Source organism: Stenotrophomonas sp. WED208, assembly GCF_040984485.1.
GTDB lineage: Bacteria > Pseudomonadota > Gammaproteobacteria > Xanthomonadales > Xanthomonadaceae > Stenotrophomonas > Stenotrophomonas riyadhensis.
This window is the reverse complement of record NZ_JAZARB010000001.1, coordinates 2,282,208-2,306,559: the sequence shown is the minus strand read 5'-3', so window position 1 is coordinate 2,306,559 and position 24,352 is coordinate 2,282,208. Positions and strand designations below refer to the sequence as shown.

Below are 24,352 nucleotides of genomic sequence, written 5' to 3'. Positions count from 1 at the left end.
CCCAGCCAACGGCCAGGCCTAGGGACTGGCAGACTTTGGGTCGAAGGCGCAACGCTATGTACGGCTTTCTCTTCGCATTGAGAGCGGTAGCGATTGCGAATGGCTCCTTGGGGGCGAAAGCTGCCATATCGCCTACCCTCGATAAATCTTCCTAATCCGCAGATGATCTTGAGCCCGCCGCGGTCCCGAGATGGAAGACAGGGTGGGCTCGAATCATAGTGCTGGCCCAATTGGCTCCAACGTCCCAACTCTCCGATGGATCCCTGAACACGCACTGCCCTTTCTTGCGGAAACTCAGCCAGTAGTCGCCCTGCGGCAGCCCCCAATAATCGCTGAGGTGACCAGTAGACGCACATGGCTCTGCAGTTTTGGCTGAGCCAAGGTTGGCTTGGGGGGCGCTAGATTGCCCCTGATCGGTTGGACCACGCATGGGTACAGGCTGTCACTCATTGCATATCCTGGATCCTGGCTGCAGGAGCAAACTGAAGCCAGTTGCGCGCCGTCATTTCTTGAGATAGTGTCCGCCGCATTGCAAGGGGACGTAACTGTCATTCTCAAGCGCAGCTATCGCAGCGCCGGCAGCTCGTGCGTAAAGCGTAGTAAATGATGCTCTCTTGGCAGCGTTTGTCCATGCGATGCCTCATTGCTATCCGATAGTCCTGAAGTTGTCTCGTTGCGGACGTAGTAGTCACCGGATCATGTCTGGCCGCTTGGCCAGCGCTACATGGAGACGTACGTGTCATTGCATTCGAAAGTCACCAGCATTGTCCTCAATGTACTTTTGCTGACACTCACTGTCGCCGCTCAAGCACAGACTGGCGCGCCACTGACCTCATCGCAGGCGGGCGTCTTCTACGAAGAAAAGCTCAAGGGCCTGAGCGAACTCACGGCGTTAGGTAATGACTTGTTCGGTGACAAGGTCAGCCTCTATACGGGCGGCATCCAGTTCACCCAAGTCGACGTTGATCTACCTGGAAACAACGCGTTGCCAATGAAGTTCTCGCGCACATTGAAAATGGGCGGGCGCCGGGACACCCTCAAATCGATGAGGGATTGGGATTTTGACCTCCCTTACATCTCGGGCATGTTTGGGAAGAGTGGCTGGGTGTCCATGGTGCCTGGCGAGCCACTGCGCCGTTGTTCGATCCCACTGAATTCACCACAGCAGGCCAGCGCTCCATCCGAGTATGTGAGTAGCGGGCAAGGAGACGTAGGCTTCTCCTTCGACCCTCACTTCTTCTGGGGCGGGCTCTCCCTGAGTCTTCCCGGGAGCGACAGCAAGCCCATGATCATCATGGCTGCGGGTGCCAAGCAACCAACCGACGGTCGTGCCTATCACTGGACTACCGCCGATCGCTGGGTATTTTCCTGTCTCCCGAGCACCAGTAACGGCGAGAGCGGGGAGGCCTTCATGGCGCATGCTCCCAATGGGGACAGGTACTGGTTTGACCGCATTGTAGCTATCCCCCGCGGGACCATGACCGCGAACTACGGTAATGGCTTCTTCAATTATACGAGCACGATGGGGCTACGTGAGTTCCGCGCGTTGCCGACCCGTATCGAAGACAGGAACGGGAATTTCATTACATTCACCTACTCCCCAAGTCAGGTCGTGATGAGCGCCAGCGACGGCCGCTCCATTACGGTGAACACAGGTGCTGACGGGGTAGAGAGTGTCGTCGCCAACGGTCGCACTTGGAACTATGAGTACGCCGGCAGCACTGTCGATCGCAAGCTCACCCGTGTGGTTCTTCCAGATGGTTCAAGTTGGTCATTTGATGCCGGAGCTGCGTTCGATAGCCCCATTGGCGGCTGGAGGAACTGTGCTGACTTTGTGCCCTTCACACCAGGCCCAAGCTCATCCGCAACGGTGGTCATGACTCATCCTTCAGGAGCCAGGGGCACATTTGAGATGAGCTATCGACTTCATGGCAGAACCAATGCACCGAACACCTGCCGGCCCTTCACGCAGATCTTCTATCCGGTGGAGTCCCACCTCCTGACCGTGCTGGCACTGAATCGCAAGGTCATCTCAGGGCCGGGGCTCGCGACCATGACCTGGAATTATCAGTACACGCCGCTTGCTGCGAGTCTGGACACTGGACAGCATATCTACTGTTCAACTACGCCGTGCCCTGAGACCCGCGCACTCACCGTAACCCGCGAGGACGGCAGCTGGGATCGCTTCACCTTCAGTCAAAAGTACGGCGATCTCGAGGGCCAGCTGCTGAGCGAAGAACGCGGCAATACGGAGGGCGTGCTGCGGCGGATCGACATCCAGTACCGGCGTAGCTCGGACGGCAGCTACGCCCGGATTGGCAACAATCCCTGTTGGTCATGCTCGAAGGAAGAAGAGCTACCCAAGCCGCTGGAGTCACGCACCATCACGCAGGATGGAAATACATTCCTCTATCGCGTGGACCAGTTTGACGCTTATGCGAGACCGCTGAAGGTCACGCGATCCAGCTCGCCGTGAAGGTGGGTACGACAGGCAGTCGAATGGCAGCGCTCCTGCGCTGCGCCGCACAATCTAGGGAAGCGTATGGCACGCAAATCGCCTCGTAGTAGCGCATATCCGAACAAGACGCTGCTCGCAGCTGCTCTGATCGCAACGGCCTGCCTTCCAGAAGCCCGGGCCGCCACTACCTTGGAAACCCTGAGCTACCATGACAACGAAAGCTCATGGATTCTGGGTCAAGTTGCTACTCGTGCGATCAATGGCGTCCTGGCCGATCAGACGACGTTCGATCCCGTCACCTCTCGACCCACGCAGTTCTTGGCGTTCGGGAAGTTGACCCAATCGCTTGGATACAACGCCGACGGCACCATCGCATATGTGCGCGATGGAAATGGGAACACTATCGCGCTGAGTTCTTGGAAGCGCGGTGTTCCACAGCTGATCAGCTTCCCTGGTGGCACAACGCAAAGCGCTGTCGTGGATGATCACGGCTGGATTAGCCAAGTCACCGATCAGAACGGGTTCTCAACCGGATATCGCTATGACGCGATGGGACGGGTGGCGGGCGTTGATTACCCTAGCGGAGATAGCACCGCATGGAGCCCGATGAACCAGAACTTTGTTCAGGTTATGGGCGACGAGTACGGCGTTGCGGCTGGCCATTGGCGAAAAACGACCACTACTGGAAACCGAGTTTCCATCGCGTACTACGACGCACTGTGGCGTCCGTTGATTGTCTCTGAGTACGACGCCGCTGACCCAGGCACCATCAGATTCACGGGCAAGGAGTACGACAACGAAGGCCGGACTGTGTTCTCCTCCTATCCTGCAGCAACAGCCAATAGTGATCGTGGCACTTGGACCGTCTATGACGCACTAGGTCGCACCACCTCTGTTACTCAGAACTCCGAGTTGGGTGACCTTACCACGTCGCTCAGCTATCTCCGAGATGCGTCAGGCGTGTTCACTCTTACTCGCAACCCTCGGGGTGCCGAGACCCGCACTTGGTATCGCATGCTGGATCAGCCCTCCTTCGACAGTCCTACGCGGATCCTTCAGCCGGAAGGAGCGCTGACGGTCATTGATCGCGACGCCTTCGGAAAGCCGTTGAGCATTCGCCGCAGCAGCGCAGATGGCAGCCTGGGGGTTACGCGAGCCTATTCCTACAACGCGGCCCAAGAGTTGTGCCGGACAGTGGAGCCTGAGACAGGTGCTACGCTCGCTGGCTACGACGGCGCCGGGAACGTCGCTTGGTCTGCGTCCGGCCTCCCGAGTAGCACCGGCTGCGAACCAGACGGCAACTCGGCGTCGGTTGCTCCGCGACGCGTTTCCAGATCCTACGATGCGCGAAACCGCCTGCTCGCCTTGTCGTTCCCGGACGGCAATGGTGATCAGATCTGGAGCTACACCGCCGACGGCAAAGTTGCCCAGGTCACCACGCGCAATGATGCTGGTAGTAGCCAGGTGGTGAATACCTACAGCTACAACAAGCGTCGCCTAGTTACCGGAGAATCGATCGAACAGACGGGGATGCCTATCCGGTCCGCTGGGTACGTCTACGACGCGCACGCCTCCTTGTCTGGTGTTCATTATCCAAGCGGGCTTAGTGTTGACTACGCTCCCAACGCGCTGGGCCAGCCAACTCGCGCGGGCACCTTCGTATCCAGCGTCACGTACTTCCCTAATGGTGGCATGAGTCGGTTTGTGTATGGCAACGGGATAGTGCACACAATGCAACAGAACGGAAGACAGCTTCCAGCCAGTGTTTCCGACGCAGGGGTTCTCAGCAACACCTATGGCTACGACGCGACAGGCAACGTAGCGCAGATCACCGATGGACTGAACGCAGCGCGCACTCGCTCGATGACCTATGACTCACAAGATCGCCTGCTGTCCACCCATTCAACCGCCTTCGGTGGCAACGGGCAGCTAACCTATAGCTACGACGCCTTGGACAACATCCGAACGGTCAGACTTGAAGGCCTTAAGGATCTTTCCTACTGGTATGACGTCAACAATCGACTGACCAACATCATCAACAGCAGCGGCTCGACGGTTGTCGGGCTCGCCTTCGACGTCCAGGGAAATATTTCTGTCAAGAACGGTCAAGGATTTCAATTCGACTACGGCAACCGACTTCGCACAGCAGTGGGTAAGGAAAGCTATCGATACGACAGTAGCGGACGGCGAGTCCTGTCCTCGGCCGACTCTGGCACTATCGCATCCTTTTACGGAAATGACGGGGTGCTTCGTCGACAAGACAATGATCGCAACGCCAGCAGCGTGGAGTACATCTACCTAAACGGAAGTCTGGTCGCGAAGGCCACGACATCGACGGCACCCGCGACCCCGGTGATCAGCGCGCCTGCGCAGAGCTCCAGCGGCAACTACACGGTCTCCTGGTCAGAGGTGGCCCAAACCAGCCGGTACGATCTGCAAGAGCAAGCGGGCGCCGGCGCGTGGTCCAACATCTATTCCGGGCCTGACCGGACGAGAGAAGTGACCGGCAGGGCTGGCGGGTCTTACGGCTACCGCGTGCGAGGCTGTCGCGCTACGGCCTGCGGTGGCTGGAGTGCCACTGCTATCACTTCAGTCCAGTCGCTCCCTTCAGCCGGGCCCTCCGTAAACGCGCCAGGGCTCTCAATAGATGGCAACTACAGCGTCTCGTGGCCAGCAGTAGCCGGCGCACAGACCTATAGGTTGGAGGAGTCCACAACAGGAAGTGGATGGGCCGAGATCCAGAATGACGCCATCCTCTCTCGCTCTTTTGTCGGCAAGCCCAATGGCACATTTGCCTACCGCGCACGTGCCTGCAATGCCGCCGGCTGCGGTGAGTACGGTGCAACGGCGTCGGTGCAGGTGCTGCGCGTCCCAGAATCACCCGCTGGATTAAGTGCTCCCGCACTGTCTGCGAACGGTTCCTACACCGTCTCCTGGTCTCCAGTATCCGGCTCGAGCGCCTACCACTTGGAAGAAAGTAGCGGTGGCTCCGCCTGGATCGTGGCAGCAACAGGCGCAGCGACGGCGAAGGAGTTCTCACAGAAGCCAGACGGAAGCTACGCCTACCGTGTGTCCGCTTGCAACAGCAGCGGGTGCGGGCCGAGTACTGGCCCTGCGACTGTGCGGGTTGTTCGTGCTCCGACAGGCAGCTCTAGTCTGTCCGGCACGACGCTGTCCAATGATGGAAGTGTCGCTTTGAGCTGGTCGCCGGTTTCCCTTGCGACGACATACCGGCTCTTCGAAAGCGTATCCGGCGGCGCGTGGAATGTCGTCCTCAATAGCGGCAGCACCAGCGCGACCCTGACTGGGCGCGCAAATGGAAGCCTCAGCTACAGCGTTGCCGCCTGCAACGACGGAGGCTGCGGGCCGCAGGGACCGGCGTTGAACGTGGTAGTGATGCGACCACCGTCAGAGCCGGCGCTATCCGGCCCGGGTAGCTCCGGCACCGGCAGTTACACGATCACCTGGAACGCGGTTGATCGTGCCAGCAGCTATGTAGTTGAAGAAAGCGCGAATGGTGGAGGGTGGACGGCGGTCTATAGCGGCGGGAGTACCTCTGCGGTCATTTCCGGTCGCGGCGATGGTACCTATGCATACCGGGTCGCCGCATGCAATCAAGGGGGATGCAGCGGCTACAGTGGCTCAGTTGCCGTGGCAGTGAATGTTCCGCCCGTAATACCAACCGGACTCACCGCGCGCTTCGTGGTTACCAATGCATTCCCGCCGTGGCAGGTGCGCTACTTCGTCAGCTGGAACGCAGTGGCCGGGGCTGCCTGGTACGAAGTCACAGGAAGGGGAACTTATACGGGATCTGCTACATCGGTGCAGATCGACTACACGGGCGTTCCTGCAGGTGCTACGTTCCAAGTGAGAGCATGCAAACCCATAGGATGCTCGGCTTGGACCCCTGCCGTTTCTGCAACTGGAGGGTAGTGCAAATGAATCGAGCCAGCGTAGCCGCCCTTCACTTGATCTCGCTGATGCTGATCTGCGGGGCGCTCAGCCCAAATGTGTACGCACAGACGATAGTCACGTACGTGCACACCGATGCTTTGGGAACCCCCGTGGCAGAGTCGGACGCATCTGGAAATCTGATGGCTGAATCATTCTATGATCCATATGGATCCGTGCTCGTCGCAGGTAGCGATGATCAGCCGGGCTTCACCGGTCAAGTGTCTGATGCGCAGACAGGGCTCAACTACATGCAGCAGCGCTACTATGAACCTGCACTAGGAATTTTTCTCAGTGTTGACCCAGTCACTGCGTACGACAATCCAGCATCACAGTTCAATAGGTACAGGTACGCGAACAATAACCCCTACAAGTTCGTTGACCCGGACGGCAGAATTGTAAGCTACGCCTACATAAATGGAGTAAACCAGCACGCTGGAAGGATGCATATGGCAGCAGTGGCAATGTCGCCCCTGGCGCGCGATGAACTAAGGCGACTTGAAGAATCTCCCCATCTGTACACTATAGTTATCTCTGGAACCGGGCTTCCGTCCTATAACCAGAACAATAGGACAGTTTACCTGAATCCTAATATTGCGCTACTTACAAAAGAGAAGGGTGTATTGCAACCTTCACCAGTCAATAGTAGCCACGAAATATCACATGCCGCACAGCATGATCGGACAGGAAGCATAAGGCTGACGCAGGATCTGCGTCAGCTGGAAGCAAATGGGGTCTCTCGCGAAGAGAATCGTGCCAATTCGTTTGAAAAGAAGGTGGGAGAGGAACTCGAAGTTCCCACTCGAGAGAACTATGGGGACGTTAATAGGGTTATCGATTGCAAGAAGACACCGATGACAGGTTGTTGAACTCTTCAGGAGAATTTTAAATGGGAACAAAGAATCTGGCAGCCTGGTCATTCTTACTCTGCGTCTCGCTCGCGGGTTTGTTTGGTTGTCGGGCCGCCCCGCCAAGCGGTTATGATGCGAACCTTACCGCCGAGGCGTGCGATTCGAGAAAATCACCGAGTAAAGAAGTATCCATCGAGGAGCTGGTGGCGGCGCCAGAGAAATTCCACGACGGCTATGTGAGGACGACTGGATTCTACTGCTCTGGATTTGAAGAGAGTGGGCTATATTCAGCACCTGGATGCAATCACGACAAAAAGCTTGGTGTTTGGCTCACGGGAACTGCTCCCGATAGTAATTTCAGAGGGCAAAAGGTGGCGATCACGGGAAAGGTCGACGCGGGAAACAATGGTCACCTTGCGCAGTGGGCGGCGCAAGTCTGCGTCTCCGAACTCAAGGTTCTCGACAAACGATCAACTGAATAGAGTGCTGCCAGAGCTGAATTGCCCGGACTCACTGACGTGCGTGGCAAGCGAACTCTATCGACGGCTGTATACGTTCGCGCTCCGAAGCTACTGACTTCGAATTATCGAGTCATCACCTGCGACATCCACCCTGGTCGCAACATCTCACTCCGCCTTGGATTACACGCAGCGTCCGGCTGATCTCACCCGATCTGTCCGCCTTCGGCCAAGAGTGCACATTACCACGGGCGCAACAGATCCCTCCAAGGCGGCGTCTGCTTTCAGCCAAGCGCACACGACCACCTACCCTCGATAAACATCCCTAATCCTAAAGTTGGATAGCAGTTCCCCTACCCTACCCGCTGGGCCAAGGTCCGCTCTCGGCCAGAAGCGGACATCCGTCAAAGCAGAAAAGTGGCGAGCCCCGACTACTTGCCGGTCATCTTCAACGCAGCCTCCGGCAGCCGAGCGCCACTGACCCGGATCTGTGCAACGTCCTCGCTGATGCGTGCCAAGTCGGCCTCGTCCAACATCAGATCCGTCGCGCCGAGATTCTCATCCAACCGGTGAAGCTTGGTCGTGCCCGGGATCGGTGAAATGTGCGAGCCCTGTGCCAGCAGCCACGCAAGGGCTACCTGTGCAGGCGTGCCACCCTTCACTGCGGCCACTGCCTTCACCACCTCCACCAAGGCCATGTTGGCCCGACGTGCCTCGGCGGAGAAGCGCGGCACCGCGTTACGGAAGTCTGTTGAATCGAACTGCGTGTGCTCGTCGATCTTTCCGGTCAGAAACCCAGCGCCCAGCGGGCTGAAAGGAACGAAGCCGATGCCGAGTTCAGCAAGCAGCGGAAGCAGCGCCTGCTCCGGCTCGCGCCAGAACAGTGAGTACTCGCTCTGCACAGCCGTCAGCGGCTGCACTGCATGCGCCCTGCGGATTGTCTGCGCACCCGCTTCGGACAGGCCGAAATGCGCGACCTTGCCCTCTGCAATGAGCGCCTTCACGGTATCGGCAACCTCTTCGATGGGCACCGCCGGGTCAACACGGTGCTGGTACAGCAGGTCGATGCGTTCGCTACGCAGACGTTTCAGACTGGCCTCGACGGCTGCGCGGATGTGCGCGGGCTGGCTGTTGGTGCCGGCACCGCGGGTACCGGTCATCGGGTCGATGTCGAAGCCGAACTTGGTGGCGATCACCACCTGGTCACGCACCGGCGCCAGAGCCTCGCCCACCAGCTCCTCGTTGGCGAAGGGGCCATAGGCTTCGGCGGTATCGAAGTGGGTGATGCCGCGCTCCACCGCTGTGCGGATCAGCGCGATCATCTCCTGCTTGTCGGCGGCCGGGCCATATGCCGAACTCATGCCCATGCAGCCCAGGCCGAGGGCGGAAACTTCAAGGCCTTGTCCAAGGGTACGGAGCTTCATCGTCGAATCCTCATTGGGCAGTATGCGGAGTGGCCAACCAGGCGTTGACGCTCTCCATGGTTTTGCGCTCCTGGTCGGCCTGCATCACGAATGCCTCCAGGATGCGTGCGTTGGGCGCATGGCGGGCGAGCACGCGCAGACTGCTGCCCACGCCGTAGCCGCCATGGGTGATGAACGGCACGATGGTCTTGCCACTCATGTCGTGCTGCGACAACAGCGATCGTATGATCGGCGGCGCGGTCTCGCCCCAGATTGGAAAGCCCAGGTACACCGTGTCATAGCGATCAATGCCGGCAATACGCGTGTGCAGCGCAGGTTCCACATTGTCGTCACGCTCCTGTTGTGCCTTGGCCACCCTTTCCAGGTAGTCCGCCGGGTAGTCCACGGCAGGCTGTATCCCGAACAGGTCGCTGGGCATACTGCGATGAATGACACCGGCGACGACCCGGGTGTTGCCCGAGCGTGAGAAGCAGGCAACCAATGTGCGTGCGTTTGATCGGCCTGCGGTCGTGCCCTCCTCCGGCGCTGTGGCTGAACATCCCAGCGGGAGCGCGGCCAGGGCGGCGATGACGGCCCGGCGACCAGAATTGGGGGTTGGAATCGTCATGGCGCCAATCTACGCCCCCAAAACACATTCTTGCAGAGGCATAATCGGATATCGCTTATATCCGGTGCGCATCAATGAGCGTCGAGAATTACGATCAGCTTGCCATGTTCGCCCTGGTGGCCCGCGAGCGCAGCTTTACCCGAGCCGCTGCCCAGCTGGGCTTGTCCCAGCCCGCCCTGAGTCGATCGATGCGTCAGCTGGAAGAACGCATCGGTGTGCGCCTGCTTGCCCGGACCACCCGCAGCGTTTCGCCGACCGAGGCCGGAGAACAGTTGCTGCGGGTGATTGCACCGCGTTTCGAGGAAATCGACAGTGAGCTTGCTCAGCTCAACGCGTACCGCGACAAACCGGCCGGCCGCCTTCGCATCACCGCAGGTGAACACTCTGCGCTGACCGTGATGCAGCCGGTGCTGGGCAAGCTGCTGCCGGCCAACCCCGATCTGAACATCGAGGTGATCGTCGACTACGGGTTGACCGATATCGTGGCCGAGGGCTTCGATGCCGGCATCCGCATGGGCGAGCAGGTGGCCAAGGACATGATCGCCGTGCGCGTTGGGCCGGACCTGCGCATGGCCGTGGTCGGATCGCCGACCTACTTCCAGCGTCATCCAAAGCCGAGATCACCGCACGACCTCACCCGGCATAACTGCATCACCATCCGCCTGCCAACCCATGGTGGGATTTTCGCGTGGGAGTTCGAGAAGAAAGGCCAGGAGCTGAAAGTGCGGGTGGAAGGCCAGCTGGTGTTCAACAACATCGCCCTGCGGCTGGGCGCTGCGCTGGAAGGCCTGGGGCTGGCGTACATGCCCGAGGATCTGGTGCGGCCCCATGTGCAGGCAGGCACCCTGGTCCATGTGCTGCAGGACTGGTGCCCCTCGTTCCCCGGCTACCACCTGTATTACCCCAGCCGCAGGCAGTCATCGCCTGCGTTCACCGTGTTGCGGGATGCGTTGCGTTATCGGGATTAAACAGCGTCATAGTCATGGCGAAAGAGCCGGGGCCTGTTCCAATGCCTGCACTGCACGGGCAGATGCGGCCGCATAGCCGCTATGTGCCAGCAGCTGGGCCAGGTGCTGCAACTGTGCGCGGCTGAGCCCCACGCGCTGGCTGGCCGCCATGTGTGAGCGCAACTGCGCCTCCACGCCAGGCATGACCGCCAGCGCGCCAACCGTTGCAAGTTCACGGCTCTGCCAGTCCAGGTTGTCGCGCTCGAAGATGTCGCCGAACAGATGTGTCTGCAGGAACTGGTTGATGATGGGCGCGAAGTCCATGACCGGGCCCGCCACCGGGGCACCGGAGATCCGGGTCTGGTTTACGGTACCTACGGCGCGCAGTGCATCGCCTACCGGAGCCTTCCCGCTGGGCGGCTTCCCGGCTGCGGTGGCGATACCCTGCTCCTCGCGCTTGCGCACCACGTTCATCAGTTCGCCCAGGGCGTTGAGACTCTTTGGGAACCCCGCGTAGGCATACAGCTGCACGAGTACTTCCTTTGCCTCGCTCACGGTCAGGCCGGCATCCAGCCCCCGGCCCAACGCAGCGCTGAGCTGGGACATGTCACTGCTGGCCGCAGCGGCCGCAATCAGCGGGATCGCCTGTTGCCTGGGTGAAAGCGGACCGGCAACGGGCGCCTCGAAGCCTGCTGACGCTTCGCGGTACTGGTCTTCACTCACCTGCTCCAGCCAGGCCACCGATTTTCCATCTGCCATACCGGTTACCGCGAGGTGAGTCATCGCGCTGTGCGGAGCGGCGCCGTGCCAATGCTTGACCCCGGCCGGACACACCACCACATCCCCGGCGTGTATCTGCTGCACCGGCTTGCCCCATTCCTGGGTCAGCCCTACGCCGGAGGTAACCACCAATCGCTGCCCGGCGGGGTGGGTGTGCCAGGCCGAACGCGCGCCCGGCTCGAAGCTGACGTATGCGGATGAGACCTGCACGTCCTTGTCCGCTGGGAACAGCGGATCCACGCGCACGTTGCCAACGAAGGTCTCTGCTGGACCGGCGACGGACGATTGTGTTCCCGACCGGGTGATCTGCTGCATGGGCGTTTCGCCGGCGCCGGCGAACGGTGCCGCCACGCTCAATGCAGCGCCCAGCAGCGCCGTCTGCGCGGGTGATTTACGAGGCGTGGTCATGGTGCAAGCGTCCGGGTGTAGAACGTGGTGAGCGAGGCGACGGCGGCATCCACGTACTTCGGCACCCAGTAGGTCTCGATGTGCGTGGCCCCCTCGAGCAGCACCAGCTGCTTGTCGGTGGTACCGGTTGCCTTGGCGAAGGCATCCTGGGTCATGTACAGGCTGTCGGCCTTGCTGCCGGCAATCATCAGCAGCGGTTGGTCGATCAGTTCGATCTGGCTGGTAGCGTCCCAGCGCATCAGGTCCAGCAGGCTGCTGGTCGTGTAGCGGAAGGTGGAATTGGGATGGGCATGCGTCTTCCAGTAGTACTCATAGCCCTGCCGATACAGATCGAAGGGGAGCTTGGCGATCTGCTCGTCGCTGAGGTTGGCGTCGCCGGAGTACAGCACTTCGCCGCCGGCGGCTTGCTGTGCGCGGGCTTGCGAAGCCTGCTGCAGGCGCTGCTGGACGGTGTCCAGCTGCGAGTCGGCATAGCCGTTGCGGCGCACTCGGCCAGAGTTGAACATGCTGATCGTGGCGACGGCCTTGAAGCGCTTGTCGGTCTGCGCGGCCGCCAGCGAGTAGCCGCCGCCGCCACAGATGCCCAGCAAGCCCAGGCGCGAGGTGTCGACCCATGGGAATCGACTGATGAAGTCCGCCATGCCGTGGATGTCCTCGATGCGGTGGGCAGGCATGTCCACGCTACGCGGCTGGCCGCCGCTTGCCCCCTGATAGGCCGCATCGGCGGTAATGGCGATGTAGCCCTGCTCGGCCAGGCGCTGCGCGTACAGGCCGGCCACCTGTTCTTTGACCCCGCCATTGGGGTGGGCAACCACGATGGTCGGGTACTTCCGCGAAGCATCAAAATTGGCGGGGGTGTAGAAGTTTGCCGCGATCTCGATTCCATTCAGTGGATAGGACACCGAGTGGATGTTGACCTCACTGGGCACGTTGCGCGTAATCGCACCTTCGTAGGCCAGCAGGAAGGGATTGAGCGCGTAGTCGGCAGCGGACGCGTTGCCTGCTGCCAAGCCAAGAGACATCGCCAACAGCGTGGCGCGCACGATGTACTTCATTCAAGTGCTCCGGGTTTGTACGTTCCCCCTGCCGGCGCGTGTTGCGGGCCGACCTTGGCGGGGTTCAGGAGTAAACCTAACGCCCGTGCACTCATGGAAACAGGGCGTGAGCCGGATATCACTCATGCATGCATGATATGAATGATGCACGGAACGGTCCGGATCAACGATCCAGATGCTTCTTCTGCAGGAACTCACTCACCAGATCGGCGATCTGGACGTTGTTGAGGTCCGAGAACAGGAAGTGGCTGTTGCCACGTATTCCCATCTCCGGAAGATGGATCAGGGTGACATCACCGCCCTGCCGATTGACGGCATCACGCCAGGCACGGGCCATTTCCAACCGGGCCCGCCAACTGTCCTGTGCCGGCAGGTCAACGGGCCTGTCAGGGATGTTGTCGCCATACAGCACCAGAATCGGGATCCGGGTCAGCGCCTTGAATTCCGCGGGCGAAACCAGCGCGGGAGCGACGGTATCGAACGCGCTGGAAATCGGTGCCGGCGCATCGTCCTTTGCGAACACGAAGCTGCTGCCAGGCTCGAACGCGACGATTGCGCGGACGTTGGGGCTTTTTATGGCCGTCATCCAGCCAGGACCGCCCGCCTGCGAATGGGTGAACAGAATCGCAGGCCCTGTCTTCTGCAGCACGGCGGCGCCCCCGTCCGACACTACGCCGAGGTCGAAGGGGCCGGTGTTGGGCGTGACCGAGCGGAAGAACTGGTCAAGCGCGGCCTCCCCTTTCGGGAACTGGCTGCCAGCGAAGTAGTTCGGCCAGAGGCCGATCCGGAACTGGTTGAACCACATCTGATCGTCTGCCACGGGCTTCAGCGTCGCCTCGACCATGCTTCGGCCGGCCTTGCCGCGCCGTGGCTGATCGATCAGGTAGGTAGCGAAACGACGCCGCAGGAACAGGTCCTGGAAGCCCTCACGCCCATCGGCGGTCGTCTCCCAGCTCTTGGAAGACTGGCCCGCACCGTGCCACATCACGATGGGCAACGGGCGAGCGTTCACCGGCTTCTGGTAGAAGGCATAGACGTGATCACCGTGATAGCTCTGGCCATCCGGATTGGAGGGCTTCAACGGATCGAACGTGCCAGTTTCCTGCTTTGCCGTGCCACCCGCGAGGAAGCTTCCTTGCGAATCGATCTGTAGTGGCTCGTTGGCCATGGCCGTCGTGGTGTAGAGGGAAACCGCAATCCAGAGCAGTGTGGAGGGGAGGCCAGGCACCAGAGTGCGAAGGCGCGTGCGAGTCTGCATGGGTCACTCCGCGACAGATTGTCAGGGGAATCTAACCTCGGGGTCATCCTGGAAGAAGAGCGGGAGTGCATATGACCAATGCGTGGAAGTTATAAATGTCCACCTGGCGTGTGCTGGCGACCAGCGAACGGGGGTCTTCGTGCTTCCAAGGCGTGTGCATATCTACTTTCGCTTGGAGGGGGCGCATGCCCCACCTCTGAGAAATCTTCCTTATCCACGACTGACCTTGAATCTACTGCGGCTCCGCAGAGATGAGAGACAAGGAGCGGACGGATTTTGACGCTAGCCGGATTGCTGAAAATGACCTAGATCTCTCCAAGATCCTTGAGCAGGGGCTGCCCTCTTCTGGCTGCAGCCTGCGCGGCGCCAGCGCTTCCTTGACCCGCCCTGGTTCCTCGCTCCAGGCTCAGCCAGGCGGCCGAGCCTGTGGCACCTGCTCAGGTGTCGGCGGCAGGCCGGGCAACGGTTCGAGCGGCTCCAGCGGTGTCGCGTCCACCAGCCCCGCCATGGTCGCGCGCAGGCGCAACTTCGGGTAGAGCGTCGCTCACGCACCAGCGTCCGGCATAGCGCTTGTCCTGGGCGATACTGGCCGCCCAAACGTCTTTGGTCTGCAACATCTTCCGGGGGGGGCAAGCACAAGTGCGCTCCATCTTCCATGGCCGCTGAGACATTGCCCTTCTGCCGTTCCACCAAGGCACCCAGATCTCCCCCATCTGAACTCAGCCAGAGAGGATAGGTACGCTGCGGGAGTCTTCGTAGCCGTGCGATGGAAGCATGGCCGGAAGGATACGGCCGGCGGTCTCACGCCCTGCGACGGCGGCCGACGCATCAGCTCAATGTGATGAAGGGTTCACTTTGAGCGGCGCACACTGCAACCTCGTGGCTCTTCTCCGGCGCAGAATCCTTTGCTCCCGTGTCCAGCCTTCAAATGGCACGGCTATGCACCCTCCCAACGCCTTCAGGATCCATACGATCCTTCCTCTGCTTGCGCTCAATGGGGCGATCATCCGCTTGGAACAGGTGCGGACAACATGCAAAAACTGTGGATTGAGGTCCTCAATGGCCGAGGACGCAGGCTTTCAAACCGATCCCAAGGGCACCACGCTTACATGCCCGGCTTGCGGAGCCACAGGGTTGATGGACGAAATGGAGATCTGGCACCACTGGCTTGAACAGTGCCGCCGCGAGCGATTGCTGGCGCTCTTCGATCCAAAGCCGGATGACCCACTCGACATTGAGGGCCCAAAATGAACGATGGCATCTCCGGTACGCCATTCGATGCAGGCGCAGCGCTGCTTATACAACCTCGGCGAATGATTCGGCCAGTGCCACCAGCATCTCCATCGCGGTGGCTGGGCCATCTTGTTTGCCTCCCCGCTGCAGGAAGGAAGTCCAGTCCGCCCGCACCAACTGCACCAGCTCCGGCGGCGACAGGGGGATGCAACGCATCGGCCAGTACGGAAGCCTGCGCTGCCCCACCCTCCCCCTAGCCAGTTCGATCAACTCGCCATGGCTTGACGCGCCCGCCGCTCTGGAGAACGAGACGTCCAAGCCATCCGGCGGCCCCTCCATGTACGCCAGAAATCGCCTGCCGTCGTACAGCGTGACGCCGCTGACGCCCGCGTTTCTGTTGAATCGAGCCGCGTCCGCCATGATCGCAGCCAAATGTTCCGCAGCCAGGTGTGGTGAGGCCTCACTGACGAAAACAACAGCCCTGTTGGGCATGGCACTCTCCGGACTCCTCGGGGAGACCGAGCGTAGGGCCGACCGTGTAAGCAGCACGTAGAGACCGTCGGATAGCCGTCACAATTCCCCAGGGTTCTACACAATCCGGGCACGCCCCGCAGGGCTACCTCCGACTATGTTCCGCCGATTCTTCCAGCACTACGGCCCAGATCAGATCGCCCCTAGATCCTTGACCACGGCCTGCCCGTTTTGCAGGAACCCAGCCAGCAGCCGACCACCCGCCACCTGCCGGCCCATCTGCTCATTGAGGTAGCTGGACTGGAGGCGCGCATGGGCCATTAAATCGGTCTGGGACATGCTCGGCATCACCGCCTGGAGCGGTTCGCCGGGCGATGCCAGCTGCCCGCCGATCGGCTGGACTCGGGTCGGGCGCTGACTGTCGCTCTTGGCATACGCCGTGGCCATCATTCGCCCCTTCTTCGGCGACCAGCCGCCCAGCACTAACTCGGTCCCGAGCTGCTCTAGCGGCAGGCCTGCCTCGGCCGCCGCCTTCTGGTAGTTCGGCCATAATTGATCCACCACCAACCCCAACTCGGCGGAAAGCTGCTCCATCGTGAAGTCCGCACGGAAGCTAGCTTGCAGGGCAAGTTCGTAGATGCGAAGGAAGAACTGCGTGGAGCCACGAGTGGCCAGCGCCAGGTTGTGCTGAGGGATCAGAAGCAGCTTCGCCCCCGCGGAATGCTCCCCTGTTCGGGCATCCTCTGCCAAGGTATCCACGGCGACGACAAGGTGGTCACGAGTGAGCAGAACGTTGAGGATGCTCATAGCGGGCTCGTCTAGGTGTCCGCGAACTATCCCCTGCCCGCCCCCGCCTGTCGAGACTGCCATGTCGACCGAAATCACGGAAATCCTCGATCGCCTCCACGCCTGCGAGGCAGGACTTGAGATGCACCGCGGCTACCTAAAGGCGATGGAGTATGCGTTGCGAATCTGCGTACTGACCCATCCTACACCCAGCGACCTCTCCGACGCATGGCATCAGCTTCTGCCAAACATTGTGGCCAAACACCGGGGCGACAGCAGCGATCCCTTCGCCGCAGCTTTCGAACAATCGCTGACGGTTCTAACCGAGCAAATTGGTGCGGTAGATCGCCCTTCATAGGCTACGACCACATTCTCGGAGACGGTAGCTTGGCGCTGCTTGCCGCGTAGTCAGGGCTCTTCAACGGCCTGGATAGGCACACGCAGGCATTCGAGGACTGCAGTGAATCCAGAGAAATGGATCGGGTGATCCTCCCTTAGCCTTGGAAGCGCCCCCCTCATCCGTCGGCTGGATGTCTCCCAGCCAAGCTCCCCATCGTGAAGGCGTACCCGGCTTCCTCCAGAAGTGCTCTCATGCGCAGCTCCACACGTCGGGGGGAGCGCAGTCCATTTGGTGCATAGAGAGCATATACGTAGCCAGCACCGTCAATGATCTCGCGGCGGACTGCGCACTCGGTTGATTCAGTAGCTTCGCACCAGACAGACATTAGCCTAGCCGGGCTAATCGATTGCCCATTGCGAAGTCGGAAGAAAAGCCAGCGCACGCCTGGCGGTTGAGCTAGATCTACTCTAGCCATTGCGAGCCCCGGATTCGTCTGGATAGATCACTGAGAACTTCAGGATCCAGGCGAGGGCGCTCATCTTTCGAAGAACGTGGTAGATCTATGCGCTCACTACCGTTCACTAGTGCGGGAAGATCTGACTGCAGATCAATCCACCACTCGGAAGGAAGCCGGAGCCCAGTACCCGTTCGATCGTAGATGCATATCGGGAAATTCATAGCGTTGCTCCTAGATGTACCGAGCATACGCTTGCACAATGTCAGGTCGGAATGCGACTGCTACAACGCTGACGCATCAACTCTCTTTGCACATATGAACACGTGTGCTTCGTCTCGCTGAACTTTTAGGAACGACTCAAGCCAGCAAAGAGCAGCGCCTCTATTCGCAATTGCCCTTCCCAGCTTTTCAGTCAAACACCGCGCGCATTCCATTCCTCCAGGGCTTTCCCCTTGGCAGGTCCGGCACTGAGCCATCGTCGTCGTGGTCGCCGGGCGCGATTGATACATGATCTTCGTCATCAAGTTCACAGCTTGAGCGTGGGACGACATTTTGGCGATCCTGTTGATACGGAAGGAGCCGCGCTTGGCGCGGCCACTCCTTATGCATCAACGACGATTGTCGCGATCGACATCGACATTTGGGGCCTGGCCGGGGCTTGGCTGACCAGGCTCAGTGCTGTTCGGCTGCTGCTGTTGCTGCCCTTGCTTTCCGGCCAAATCCTCACCGCCGAGGTCCTTCCCGTCTGTTTGGCCCTGCTGACCCGGGTGCTTCTTATCGGCATCCGAGTTGCGATTGTCGTTCTGTTGCTGGGAAGTGTTGTTCATGTCTTACTCCGATGCAGCCATCTGCTGCCACCCCACAATGGCCCCCAGCGTGTTACGCAGCCGTGCCCGATTGGCGCCAGTATGAACAAGCGCCATGAACAGGCCGCCGATTCTAAGGGTGTACAGTGCAGCTCTAACAGGAGAAGAACATGGAACGCAAGAGGAACAAGGATTTCGTTGACGTCGAACGTGAACTCACGCATTGGGGATTGGCATTCAACTCTGGTGCGCTACCGGCCATTAGCTTCCGCCATGAAGTTGACCCGGTCATCCGGCTCGCATGTGACATCTACATCAGAGACCCGAACGGAACGCGCGCAGAATGGCTGGGTGACCTCGAGGGCAGACTTGCGGCCCGATCCAGTCTGCGCGGTCACCCTGGCGCAGCGGAGATCGCAGGTCAATGCTGGTCGCGCCTCTCTTGCTCCTAGGAATTTTCTTCGCGCGAGGCTGCGTTGTTCCCTTCTCGCATGAGCTGATCATTCAGTACGTGAACGATGGACATGACCGCATCGGCGAGTGCTCTTGAGTCGCTGATTGACCCGTAAAAGTAGATCTTGGAGCCTTCAACCCGGACTTCTGCCAAGGAGAGCTGAGACGCCAGCGCCTCGCACTTCCTCACGAAGAGTTCGGTCCATCGGGAACCCGGCGCAAGATCCAACAGCGCAACGATAGCCTCATCAGTCGAGGAATCGACGCGCTCATGTAGATGAGGGACATCGAAGCCGACGATTCTTGGAAGCATGGAGGCGCTCAATGGGGGATCCTCTAGCATATGGGCAATTTTAGTATCACCCACGATACGCCTACCCACAATCCAGCCAAGCCCATGTCTCTCCTACCCTCGATAACGCGCGCTAATCGTCCACCCGTGTACCTTGGCTTTCAGGACATTGGGATTTCCGGGTAAGTGCCTACGCGAACAGCCCTTGGCGACTTGTGCTCGTTGTGGAGTTAGGCGTTGGGGAGATTCAATGCCAGCTCATCGGCGCGCGTGCGCTCTTCATCGTTTAGTTTGTAGCCAAGCACAGTGTCGAAGGATGGCGGGCACCGCCTCGATTCGACGCCTCAAGGCCGAAAGTAAAAATGGGCGGAGCGACTCTGGTTGTTATATGCCGCACCAATGATTGCAAACTCTCGTTGACATATCGGGAAGACGAGCAGTCCATCTGGCCGTGCGCGACAACTCACTGATTTGACAGGTATTGTGTAGGTCGATAGGAGCTGATAGGTTCGGCGATCTGCGCTCGGCCTTAGTGCCCTGTCCGCGTATGGACGCTGCCAACAAGAGGAGCTTTCCAACGACGTTAGACAATATCGATATCAGCACCAAACCAAAACCCACGCCCAAGCCCAAAGGCTGAGAGCCGGTGAGGTTTCGTGTGTGATCCCAAGCCCCTAGGGGGCGATAAGACTTGAAGACGTTCCCGCGTAGTCACGGGAGAGCCAGCTGCGCCCGTTCTTCAGTCCTCAATTTCAAGAGGTGAGCACAGACCTATTCAATCGTGAAATTCAAATCGATTGTCATGCTTGACCCAAGCGGGCCCCGAAACCGGGGCCCCAGATGCTGCCGCCTGAGAAACTGCAGCGTCGCGCGTTCTTGGGTCCTAGTCAAGTGCTGCCTACTGGCAGCGCTTTAGGAGATTCGCGATGAACGTGTACCCGCAATCCATGCCTACACCGAACGCTGAACTGCTCACATTAAGCAACCAGCTCGATTTTGAAACTGCCGACCTAGGCTGGGTCATAGAGCCCGCATGCGTCGCGTCCGATTCTCCCAAATTCGAACCCCCCGCCCCGATGGAGACGCGTGGGCCGCAGGTGTTGTGCGCCTTCGGCCGGCTGTACCGCTTGGATGTGAATAGCGACCAAGCCTCCCGACGGATCCCCAGGTGCTCCCGAACTCCTTTGCTACTGGCTGATCCGCGTCTACCGCATCGCAGCATTCCCCTGGCGCGCCCTCCGTGCGCACCCCGCGTCGCGTGACTTTTGGGCCACGCGTGCCTACATGTCTGGAGACCTCCTATGACCGCCGGTACTGCCGCCACCCGCGACGAGTTCAGGCCCAAGTCGCACGCCATCAACCCCCTCCTGCCATACGAGCCGCGCAAGCTCACTCGCAGCGAACGCAACCGTCGAGAAATTTTCGTATTCCCTTCGCCGCGCAACGCACGCATTGTGACCGTGGCCGAATTCCTAAACCTGACCCTTGCCTTGCAGTTCGAGTTCGATTCGAGCCTGCAGTGCTACATCGAACGCCCGCGTCGCATTGCCTTGCGGAAATTCCCCTCAGCGCATGCGCGAGGTTGGTTGGAAGCATACTTGCGTTGGGCCAAGGAGCAGCGTCTTACTCGGTATCTGGTTGCCCCTGATTGCGATTATCGATGGCGCAAGCACTACCGCATCCAAGCGGGACTACCTGATGCTCCGCCGTCGCGCACCCCCGATTTTGAGATCGAAGAGTTCAATACGAAGGGGCACGCCGAGCTGAACGAGCGTGAGTGCTGGGCGTGGTGCCACCTGGGCTCGGAGCGCCCAATGACCTACGTTCCGCTTCCGGCTCGCGTGCTCACCATGCTGAGCAAGGTGAGCATAGAAGTCGTTCGCAGCCTTCCAGGGAGTGTTCAAATCCCGCTGGAGTTGGTTCCCCTCCATGGCTTGGACTCGAAGTTGGCCTTGCGCGATAACGTTCACACCCGTCCCGATTGTTTCATCACGCCACACAGCCCAGTTCAAGGCAGTGAGATGTGGCTGAATCTGTCGGCAATAGAGCCCGAGATTCTGCAACTGTGTGGCCGTCTCATCGACCGAGTGATCATCGCCTGTGGCATTGAGCTGGACGACCGCGCCAGATCACTGCAAGCGGCGCGGGCCCACGCTTTGGAGCAGCTTGCCGGGCGAGACTGCCTACTACACGCACTTGAAGGCCTGATTCGACGAGCCTATGCCCAAGGCCTGGATGCAGTTCTCCGCAGGCATATTCAAAACCATGTGCGGAGCGGTGTGGACTGGTGGTTGCCATCGATCGAGGTGCGGGCTCGACCGCGACATCTCGACCAGATCCGAATCACTTGGTTGCGGGTGCCATCGCCCGAAAGACGTCGAATCGTAGACGATCCTCTCACCATAACAACAGGCAAGAAGCCGAGCGCGCGACCGTCGATGCCATCGTACCCAACCGCTTCGTAGCCGCGCAGATAGGGCTATGAGGCACATTGTTGTCGCGAAAATAGAGTGCGGAGTCATTTGTCGGCGCCGCGTTCAAACCGGGGGCGTTCGTGCGTAGATCGCCGCGACTGTAGCGACTTGTCCTCTACTGTCCTTGATAGCCACCCGCCCCATCTGCCAAAGAATATTCCATGAAATTAGGGGCGTAGCTGTGTAGCGAATTGTTGTCGTCAATCATCTTCCTTGTTGGCTCCCCCGACAAGGATGAGATCGCAGCACGGGCAAGATCGAGCCCCATGATCGAATCGACCTAGCCGCCCCTTGGGCCGGTTTCTGATTCGACGAAATCCAGCGTCATCCATCTGGTCGAAGCGCTCAGAATTCGCCGAGAGCGACGCTTGGGCGCGCATGATCCCGGTCCCGACGCCGAGGCGTCCATTGTGGTCTAGATGAGTTGTGGACAGAGATCGCGTCAGCGCGTGTAAGGCACGTCTGTACGGGCCGCTGCCCTACACCCCAGTACAATGCAATCTGGACGTGATTGGGGGGCGTATGGAGCGCGAACGGCCTGAGTACCTTCCGCCGATTGAGCGGAAGCGTTGGAATTTCCCATGGCTGATCACCGGATTTTTGACTCTGGTGAGTCTTACAACCATCGGCGTACTTACGCTCGGCCGCACCAACAGTGCCTGGAGTGAGCGTTTTGAAGGTGTGCGGCGATCCATCGAGTCCGCTGAGCAGCCGTCTGCTGTGAGGACTGAGCCGCCAACGGCTGTCAGATCGGCGTCAGCGGTTCCTCCTGAGCGTCAGCAGGTGCGGCCGACACAGAAGGCGCAGGATCTGCGCTGTATCAATGGAATGTTCTTCCGTCGAATTGAAGGTGGCTGGGAGAACCTGCCGGGCTCTCGATGTGGCGACATCCCTAACGGCGCTGTCCAGTGCTTCGCCGGAAAGCCCTACAGGCAGATGGCTGCAGATGGTGGCTGGATTCTTTCACCGCGAGATCGTTGCCCGTGATGCGTCACGTTAATAAGGGGCAGGTCATCGTTCGCGAGTTTGTCGAGGCCGATCGAGAGGCCCTTCGCAAGCTGTTCGTCGCATCCCGCGATGCCGCCTTCTCGTGGGCTGCCGTTGGTGCCCACAAGCTTGAAGACTTTGATGTGAGCACTGCAGGCGAGCGGATTCTGGTGGCAGAGCATTCGTGCACCCCCATCGGCTTTGCGTCCGTATGGCAGGACGACAGCTTCTTGCATAACCTATTTGTTCATCCGCACTATCAGCGATGTGGCGTGGGAAGAATGCTGCTGGCGGGCTGCGACAGGTACTTTTCCGCCGCACCAACGCTGAAATGCCTGAAAGCCAATGATCCTGCCAAGCGGTTCTATCAGTCTCAGGGATGGCGCGTGTGTAGTGAGGCCGATGGTCCGGAGGGGTCGTATGTCCTTATGGTGAGGGCCAGGCCCAACGATTCATTGAGGGCGAAGCCAGGATGACTGTTTCGTCGCCGCTGGCGCACTAATGCGGAAGGTCGTTCCCTCGTCCCTGCCCTGCCCCGAACCACTGCAATTGTGGGCCTCCTGGCGAAGCGCGTCGGCTGAGTCAGTCAGTTCTGCACTTGCTCAGTCATTCCGGTGAGTAGAGAGGGCCATCCCAGCCGTCGAGGTACTTGGGCAGATCATCCACAACATCCACCACCCGCTGGCGGTAGAACAGGTGCATGGTGGGAGCCCAGCTGGAATGAGAGCCCTCACCGCTGATGCGGTGGAGCATGGCATTGGGAACTACATGCATGCCGAGCCGATTGGTGCCGAACACAACCTCGCCGCAAACGGCACAGAAGGTCTTCTTCAGTTGCTTTTCGGGATGGCTGAAGCTCCTCACGTCAGAGGCCTTCATCTGAACAGAGGCGGGCTCCCATGCCGTTGCAGAGAACATGGGTACTCCGTAGAAATCCCTGCAGGATGCGCAGTGGCAGTTGGCGCGCGCTACCGGCTGTCCTTGCAACTCAATGGCAACTTTCCCGCACAGGCACGCTACTCGAATCGACATGGTGGGCCAGCAAGGCGTGGACGATTCCGGATTGTACTGTTCCTACAGCCTGAAGAACGGCGGGAAATGTTCGTGATGAGCCTCGCGCGCCGATTACCGCAACTTCAGAAAGACTATCGCCCCCAGGATCAGCGCGAAAGCAATGCTGCCCCAGCAGCGGAAAGCGCCCCGAGCGGAAGCCTGTTGCACTTCCTTGTCGTGGTTTGCGAACTGCCTGCGGTTTCCGCTCAGTTGCAGCTCCAGAAGTTCGATGCGCGAATAGGCCTTCGCGAGTGCGGTGCCGATGTCCATGGCCTTGACCCCGCGAACCTCGTCCAGCGCGTGGAGGTCAGATGTGGGCTGCACTTGGGATCGCCCATCTATCCCCGGGACAGTCCAGTCGATCTGGCTGCCGAACTGTTCATAGAAGCGGCTGCGTCGTGCCTGGTTCTGTTCGTGGGCATCGGCAGGAGCGAGCCAGAAGGAGTGGATACGCCCCGCCGGTTGCCGCTGCAGCCAAAGCATGACCTGATTCTGGCACCAGGTGCCGATGTGCAGACCTCTCAGCTCGCGGAGGTACATGTCGCCATCGGTGATGCTGTAATGCGGGCCCGTACCATCGACATAGTCCAGCTTGCCGCCGAAGCTGCCGATGAAGTGCCACCCATCATGCCGGTTCTGGGCAAAGACTTTCAGCTTGATGGCGGGGCGATCCCCCTCGGTGTACTCCAGTCGGATCAGGGCCTGTCGGGGGCGTCGGTATTCATCGGCTTCGAGTTCGAGGACATGCAGTGATGGATTGATCGGCGGTGATGTTGGCATTCGGATGCCCAGTTCGATGGATG

The 24,352-nt window shown here is 59.9% G+C and carries 21 protein-coding genes; 9 read left to right on the top strand and 12 right to left on the bottom strand.

Annotated elements, in window-relative coordinates:
• Positions 1-736: 736 nt before the first annotated feature.
• The 4 genes from VPH47_RS10250 (at position 737) to VPH47_RS10235 (ending at position 7,742) form a co-directional block, all read left to right on the top strand.
• Positions 737-2,476: a hypothetical protein gene (locus VPH47_RS10250; RefSeq protein ID WP_135968505.1), complete on the top strand. Its 1,740-nt coding sequence runs from the start codon at positions 737-739 to the stop codon at positions 2,474-2,476.
• A gap of 66 nt (positions 2,477-2,542) precedes the next feature.
• The gene (locus tag VPH47_RS10245) at positions 2,543-6,391 is read left to right on the top strand and encodes a wall-associated protein (RefSeq protein WP_368850709.1); all 3,849 of its coding nucleotides are present in this window, start codon (positions 2,543-2,545) and stop codon (positions 6,389-6,391) included.
• A 5-nt stretch (positions 6,392-6,396) separates the two neighbouring features.
• Complete coding sequence (locus VPH47_RS10240; RefSeq protein WP_239508829.1) at positions 6,397-7,278, top strand: RHS repeat-associated core domain-containing protein; 882 nt, start codon at positions 6,397-6,399, stop codon at positions 7,276-7,278.
• Positions 7,279-7,298: 20 nt separating this feature from the next.
• A complete protein-coding gene (locus VPH47_RS10235; RefSeq protein ID WP_197587578.1) occupies positions 7,299-7,742 on the top strand; it encodes a hypothetical protein in 444 nt (147 codons plus the stop codon).
• 407 nt (positions 7,743-8,149) lie between these two features.
• Here VPH47_RS10235 and VPH47_RS10230 read toward each other — a convergent pair whose 3' ends face one another.
• A complete protein-coding gene (locus VPH47_RS10230) occupies positions 8,150-9,142 on the bottom strand; it encodes an aldo/keto reductase (protein WP_135968501.1) in 993 nt (330 codons plus the stop codon).
• Positions 9,143-9,152: 10 nt separating this feature from the next.
• Positions 9,153-9,749: a flavodoxin gene (locus VPH47_RS10225; RefSeq protein WP_135968500.1), complete on the bottom strand. Its 597-nt coding sequence runs from the start codon at positions 9,747-9,749 to the stop codon at positions 9,153-9,155.
• A 74-nt stretch (positions 9,750-9,823) separates the two neighbouring features.
• Here VPH47_RS10225 and VPH47_RS10220 point away from each other — a divergent pair, with 74 nt between their 5' ends.
• On the top strand, positions 9,824-10,717 hold the full coding sequence (locus tag VPH47_RS10220; RefSeq protein WP_368850708.1) for a LysR family transcriptional regulator: 894 nt from the start codon (positions 9,824-9,826) through the stop codon (positions 10,715-10,717).
• A 12-nt stretch (positions 10,718-10,729) separates the two neighbouring features.
• Here VPH47_RS10220 and VPH47_RS10215 read toward each other — a convergent pair whose 3' ends face one another.
• The 3 genes from VPH47_RS10215 to VPH47_RS10205 form a co-directional block, all read right to left on the bottom strand.
• Entirely contained in the window at positions 10,730-11,884 is a 1,155-nt protein-coding gene (locus VPH47_RS10215) for a carboxymuconolactone decarboxylase family protein (protein WP_368850707.1), read from the bottom strand.
• A complete protein-coding gene (locus VPH47_RS10210) occupies positions 11,881-12,939 on the bottom strand; it encodes an alpha/beta hydrolase (RefSeq protein ID WP_197587580.1) in 1,059 nt (352 codons plus the stop codon). Before VPH47_RS10210 ends, VPH47_RS10215 begins: the two co-directional genes overlap by 4 nt.
• A 163-nt stretch (positions 12,940-13,102) precedes the next feature.
• The gene (locus VPH47_RS10205) at positions 13,103-14,197 is read right to left on the bottom strand and encodes an alpha/beta fold hydrolase (protein ID WP_135968496.1); all 1,095 of its coding nucleotides are present in this window, start codon (positions 14,195-14,197) and stop codon (positions 13,103-13,105) included.
• A 1,059-nt stretch (positions 14,198-15,256) separates the two neighbouring features.
• Here VPH47_RS10205 and VPH47_RS10200 point away from each other — a divergent pair.
• Positions 15,257-15,448, top strand: coding sequence for a hypothetical protein (locus VPH47_RS10200; protein WP_226053577.1), 192 nt, complete (start codon positions 15,257-15,259; stop codon positions 15,446-15,448).
• Between the two features lie 45 nt (positions 15,449-15,493).
• Here VPH47_RS10200 and VPH47_RS10195 read toward each other — a convergent pair whose 3' ends face one another.
• A complete protein-coding gene (locus VPH47_RS10195) occupies positions 15,494-15,922 on the bottom strand; it encodes a BLUF domain-containing protein (protein WP_197587581.1) in 429 nt (142 codons plus the stop codon).
• Positions 15,923-16,093: 171 nt separating this feature from the next.
• Positions 16,094-16,708 carry a hypothetical protein gene (locus VPH47_RS10190; protein WP_197587582.1) on the bottom strand — a complete coding sequence of 205 codons (615 nt, stop codon included), beginning with the start codon at positions 16,706-16,708 and terminating at the stop codon, positions 16,094-16,096.
• Positions 16,709-16,769: 61 nt separating this feature from the next.
• On the opposite strand from VPH47_RS10190, the gene VPH47_RS10185 reads away from it, so the two are divergent.
• The gene (locus VPH47_RS10185) at positions 16,770-17,045 is read left to right on the top strand and encodes a hypothetical protein (RefSeq protein WP_135968493.1); all 276 of its coding nucleotides are present in this window, start codon (positions 16,770-16,772) and stop codon (positions 17,043-17,045) included.
• 157 nt (positions 17,046-17,202) lie between these two features.
• Here the strand turns inward: VPH47_RS10185 and VPH47_RS10180 are convergent, their stop codons facing one another.
• From VPH47_RS10180 to VPH47_RS10170, 3 genes are all read right to left on the bottom strand, one after another.
• Positions 17,203-17,502, bottom strand: a complete 300-nt coding sequence (locus tag VPH47_RS10180; protein WP_083797339.1) for a hypothetical protein — start codon at positions 17,500-17,502, stop codon at positions 17,203-17,205.
• Between the two features lie 590 nt (positions 17,503-18,092).
• Positions 18,093-18,311 carry a hypothetical protein gene (locus VPH47_RS10175; RefSeq protein WP_368850706.1) on the bottom strand — a complete coding sequence of 73 codons (219 nt, stop codon included), beginning with the start codon at positions 18,309-18,311 and terminating at the stop codon, positions 18,093-18,095.
• A 427-nt stretch (positions 18,312-18,738) separates the two neighbouring features.
• The gene (locus VPH47_RS10170; RefSeq protein WP_368850705.1) at positions 18,739-19,068 is read right to left on the bottom strand and encodes a hypothetical protein; all 330 of its coding nucleotides are present in this window, start codon (positions 19,066-19,068) and stop codon (positions 18,739-18,741) included.
• Between the two features lie 1,268 nt (positions 19,069-20,336).
• Here VPH47_RS10170 and VPH47_RS10165 point away from each other — a divergent pair.
• Both VPH47_RS10165 and VPH47_RS10160 read left to right on the top strand, forming a co-directional pair.
• Entirely contained in the window at positions 20,337-21,500 is a 1,164-nt protein-coding gene (locus VPH47_RS10165) for a hypothetical protein (RefSeq protein ID WP_368850704.1), read from the top strand.
• Between the two features lie 995 nt (positions 21,501-22,495).
• Positions 22,496-22,972, top strand: coding sequence for a GNAT family N-acetyltransferase (locus VPH47_RS10160; protein WP_197611995.1), 477 nt, complete (start codon positions 22,496-22,498; stop codon positions 22,970-22,972).
• Positions 22,973-23,102: 130 nt separating this feature from the next.
• Here VPH47_RS10160 and VPH47_RS10155 read toward each other — a convergent pair whose 3' ends face one another.
• Both VPH47_RS10155 and VPH47_RS10150 read right to left on the bottom strand, forming a co-directional pair.
• Entirely contained in the window at positions 23,103-23,528 is a 426-nt protein-coding gene (locus tag VPH47_RS10155) for a GFA family protein (RefSeq protein ID WP_153855350.1), read from the bottom strand.
• A 93-nt stretch (positions 23,529-23,621) separates the two neighbouring features.
• Positions 23,622-24,329 (bottom strand): hypothetical protein, encoded by a 708-nt coding sequence (locus tag VPH47_RS10150; RefSeq protein ID WP_197611996.1) that lies wholly within the window; start codon positions 24,327-24,329, stop codon positions 23,622-23,624.
• Positions 24,330-24,352: the final 23 nt, after the last annotated feature.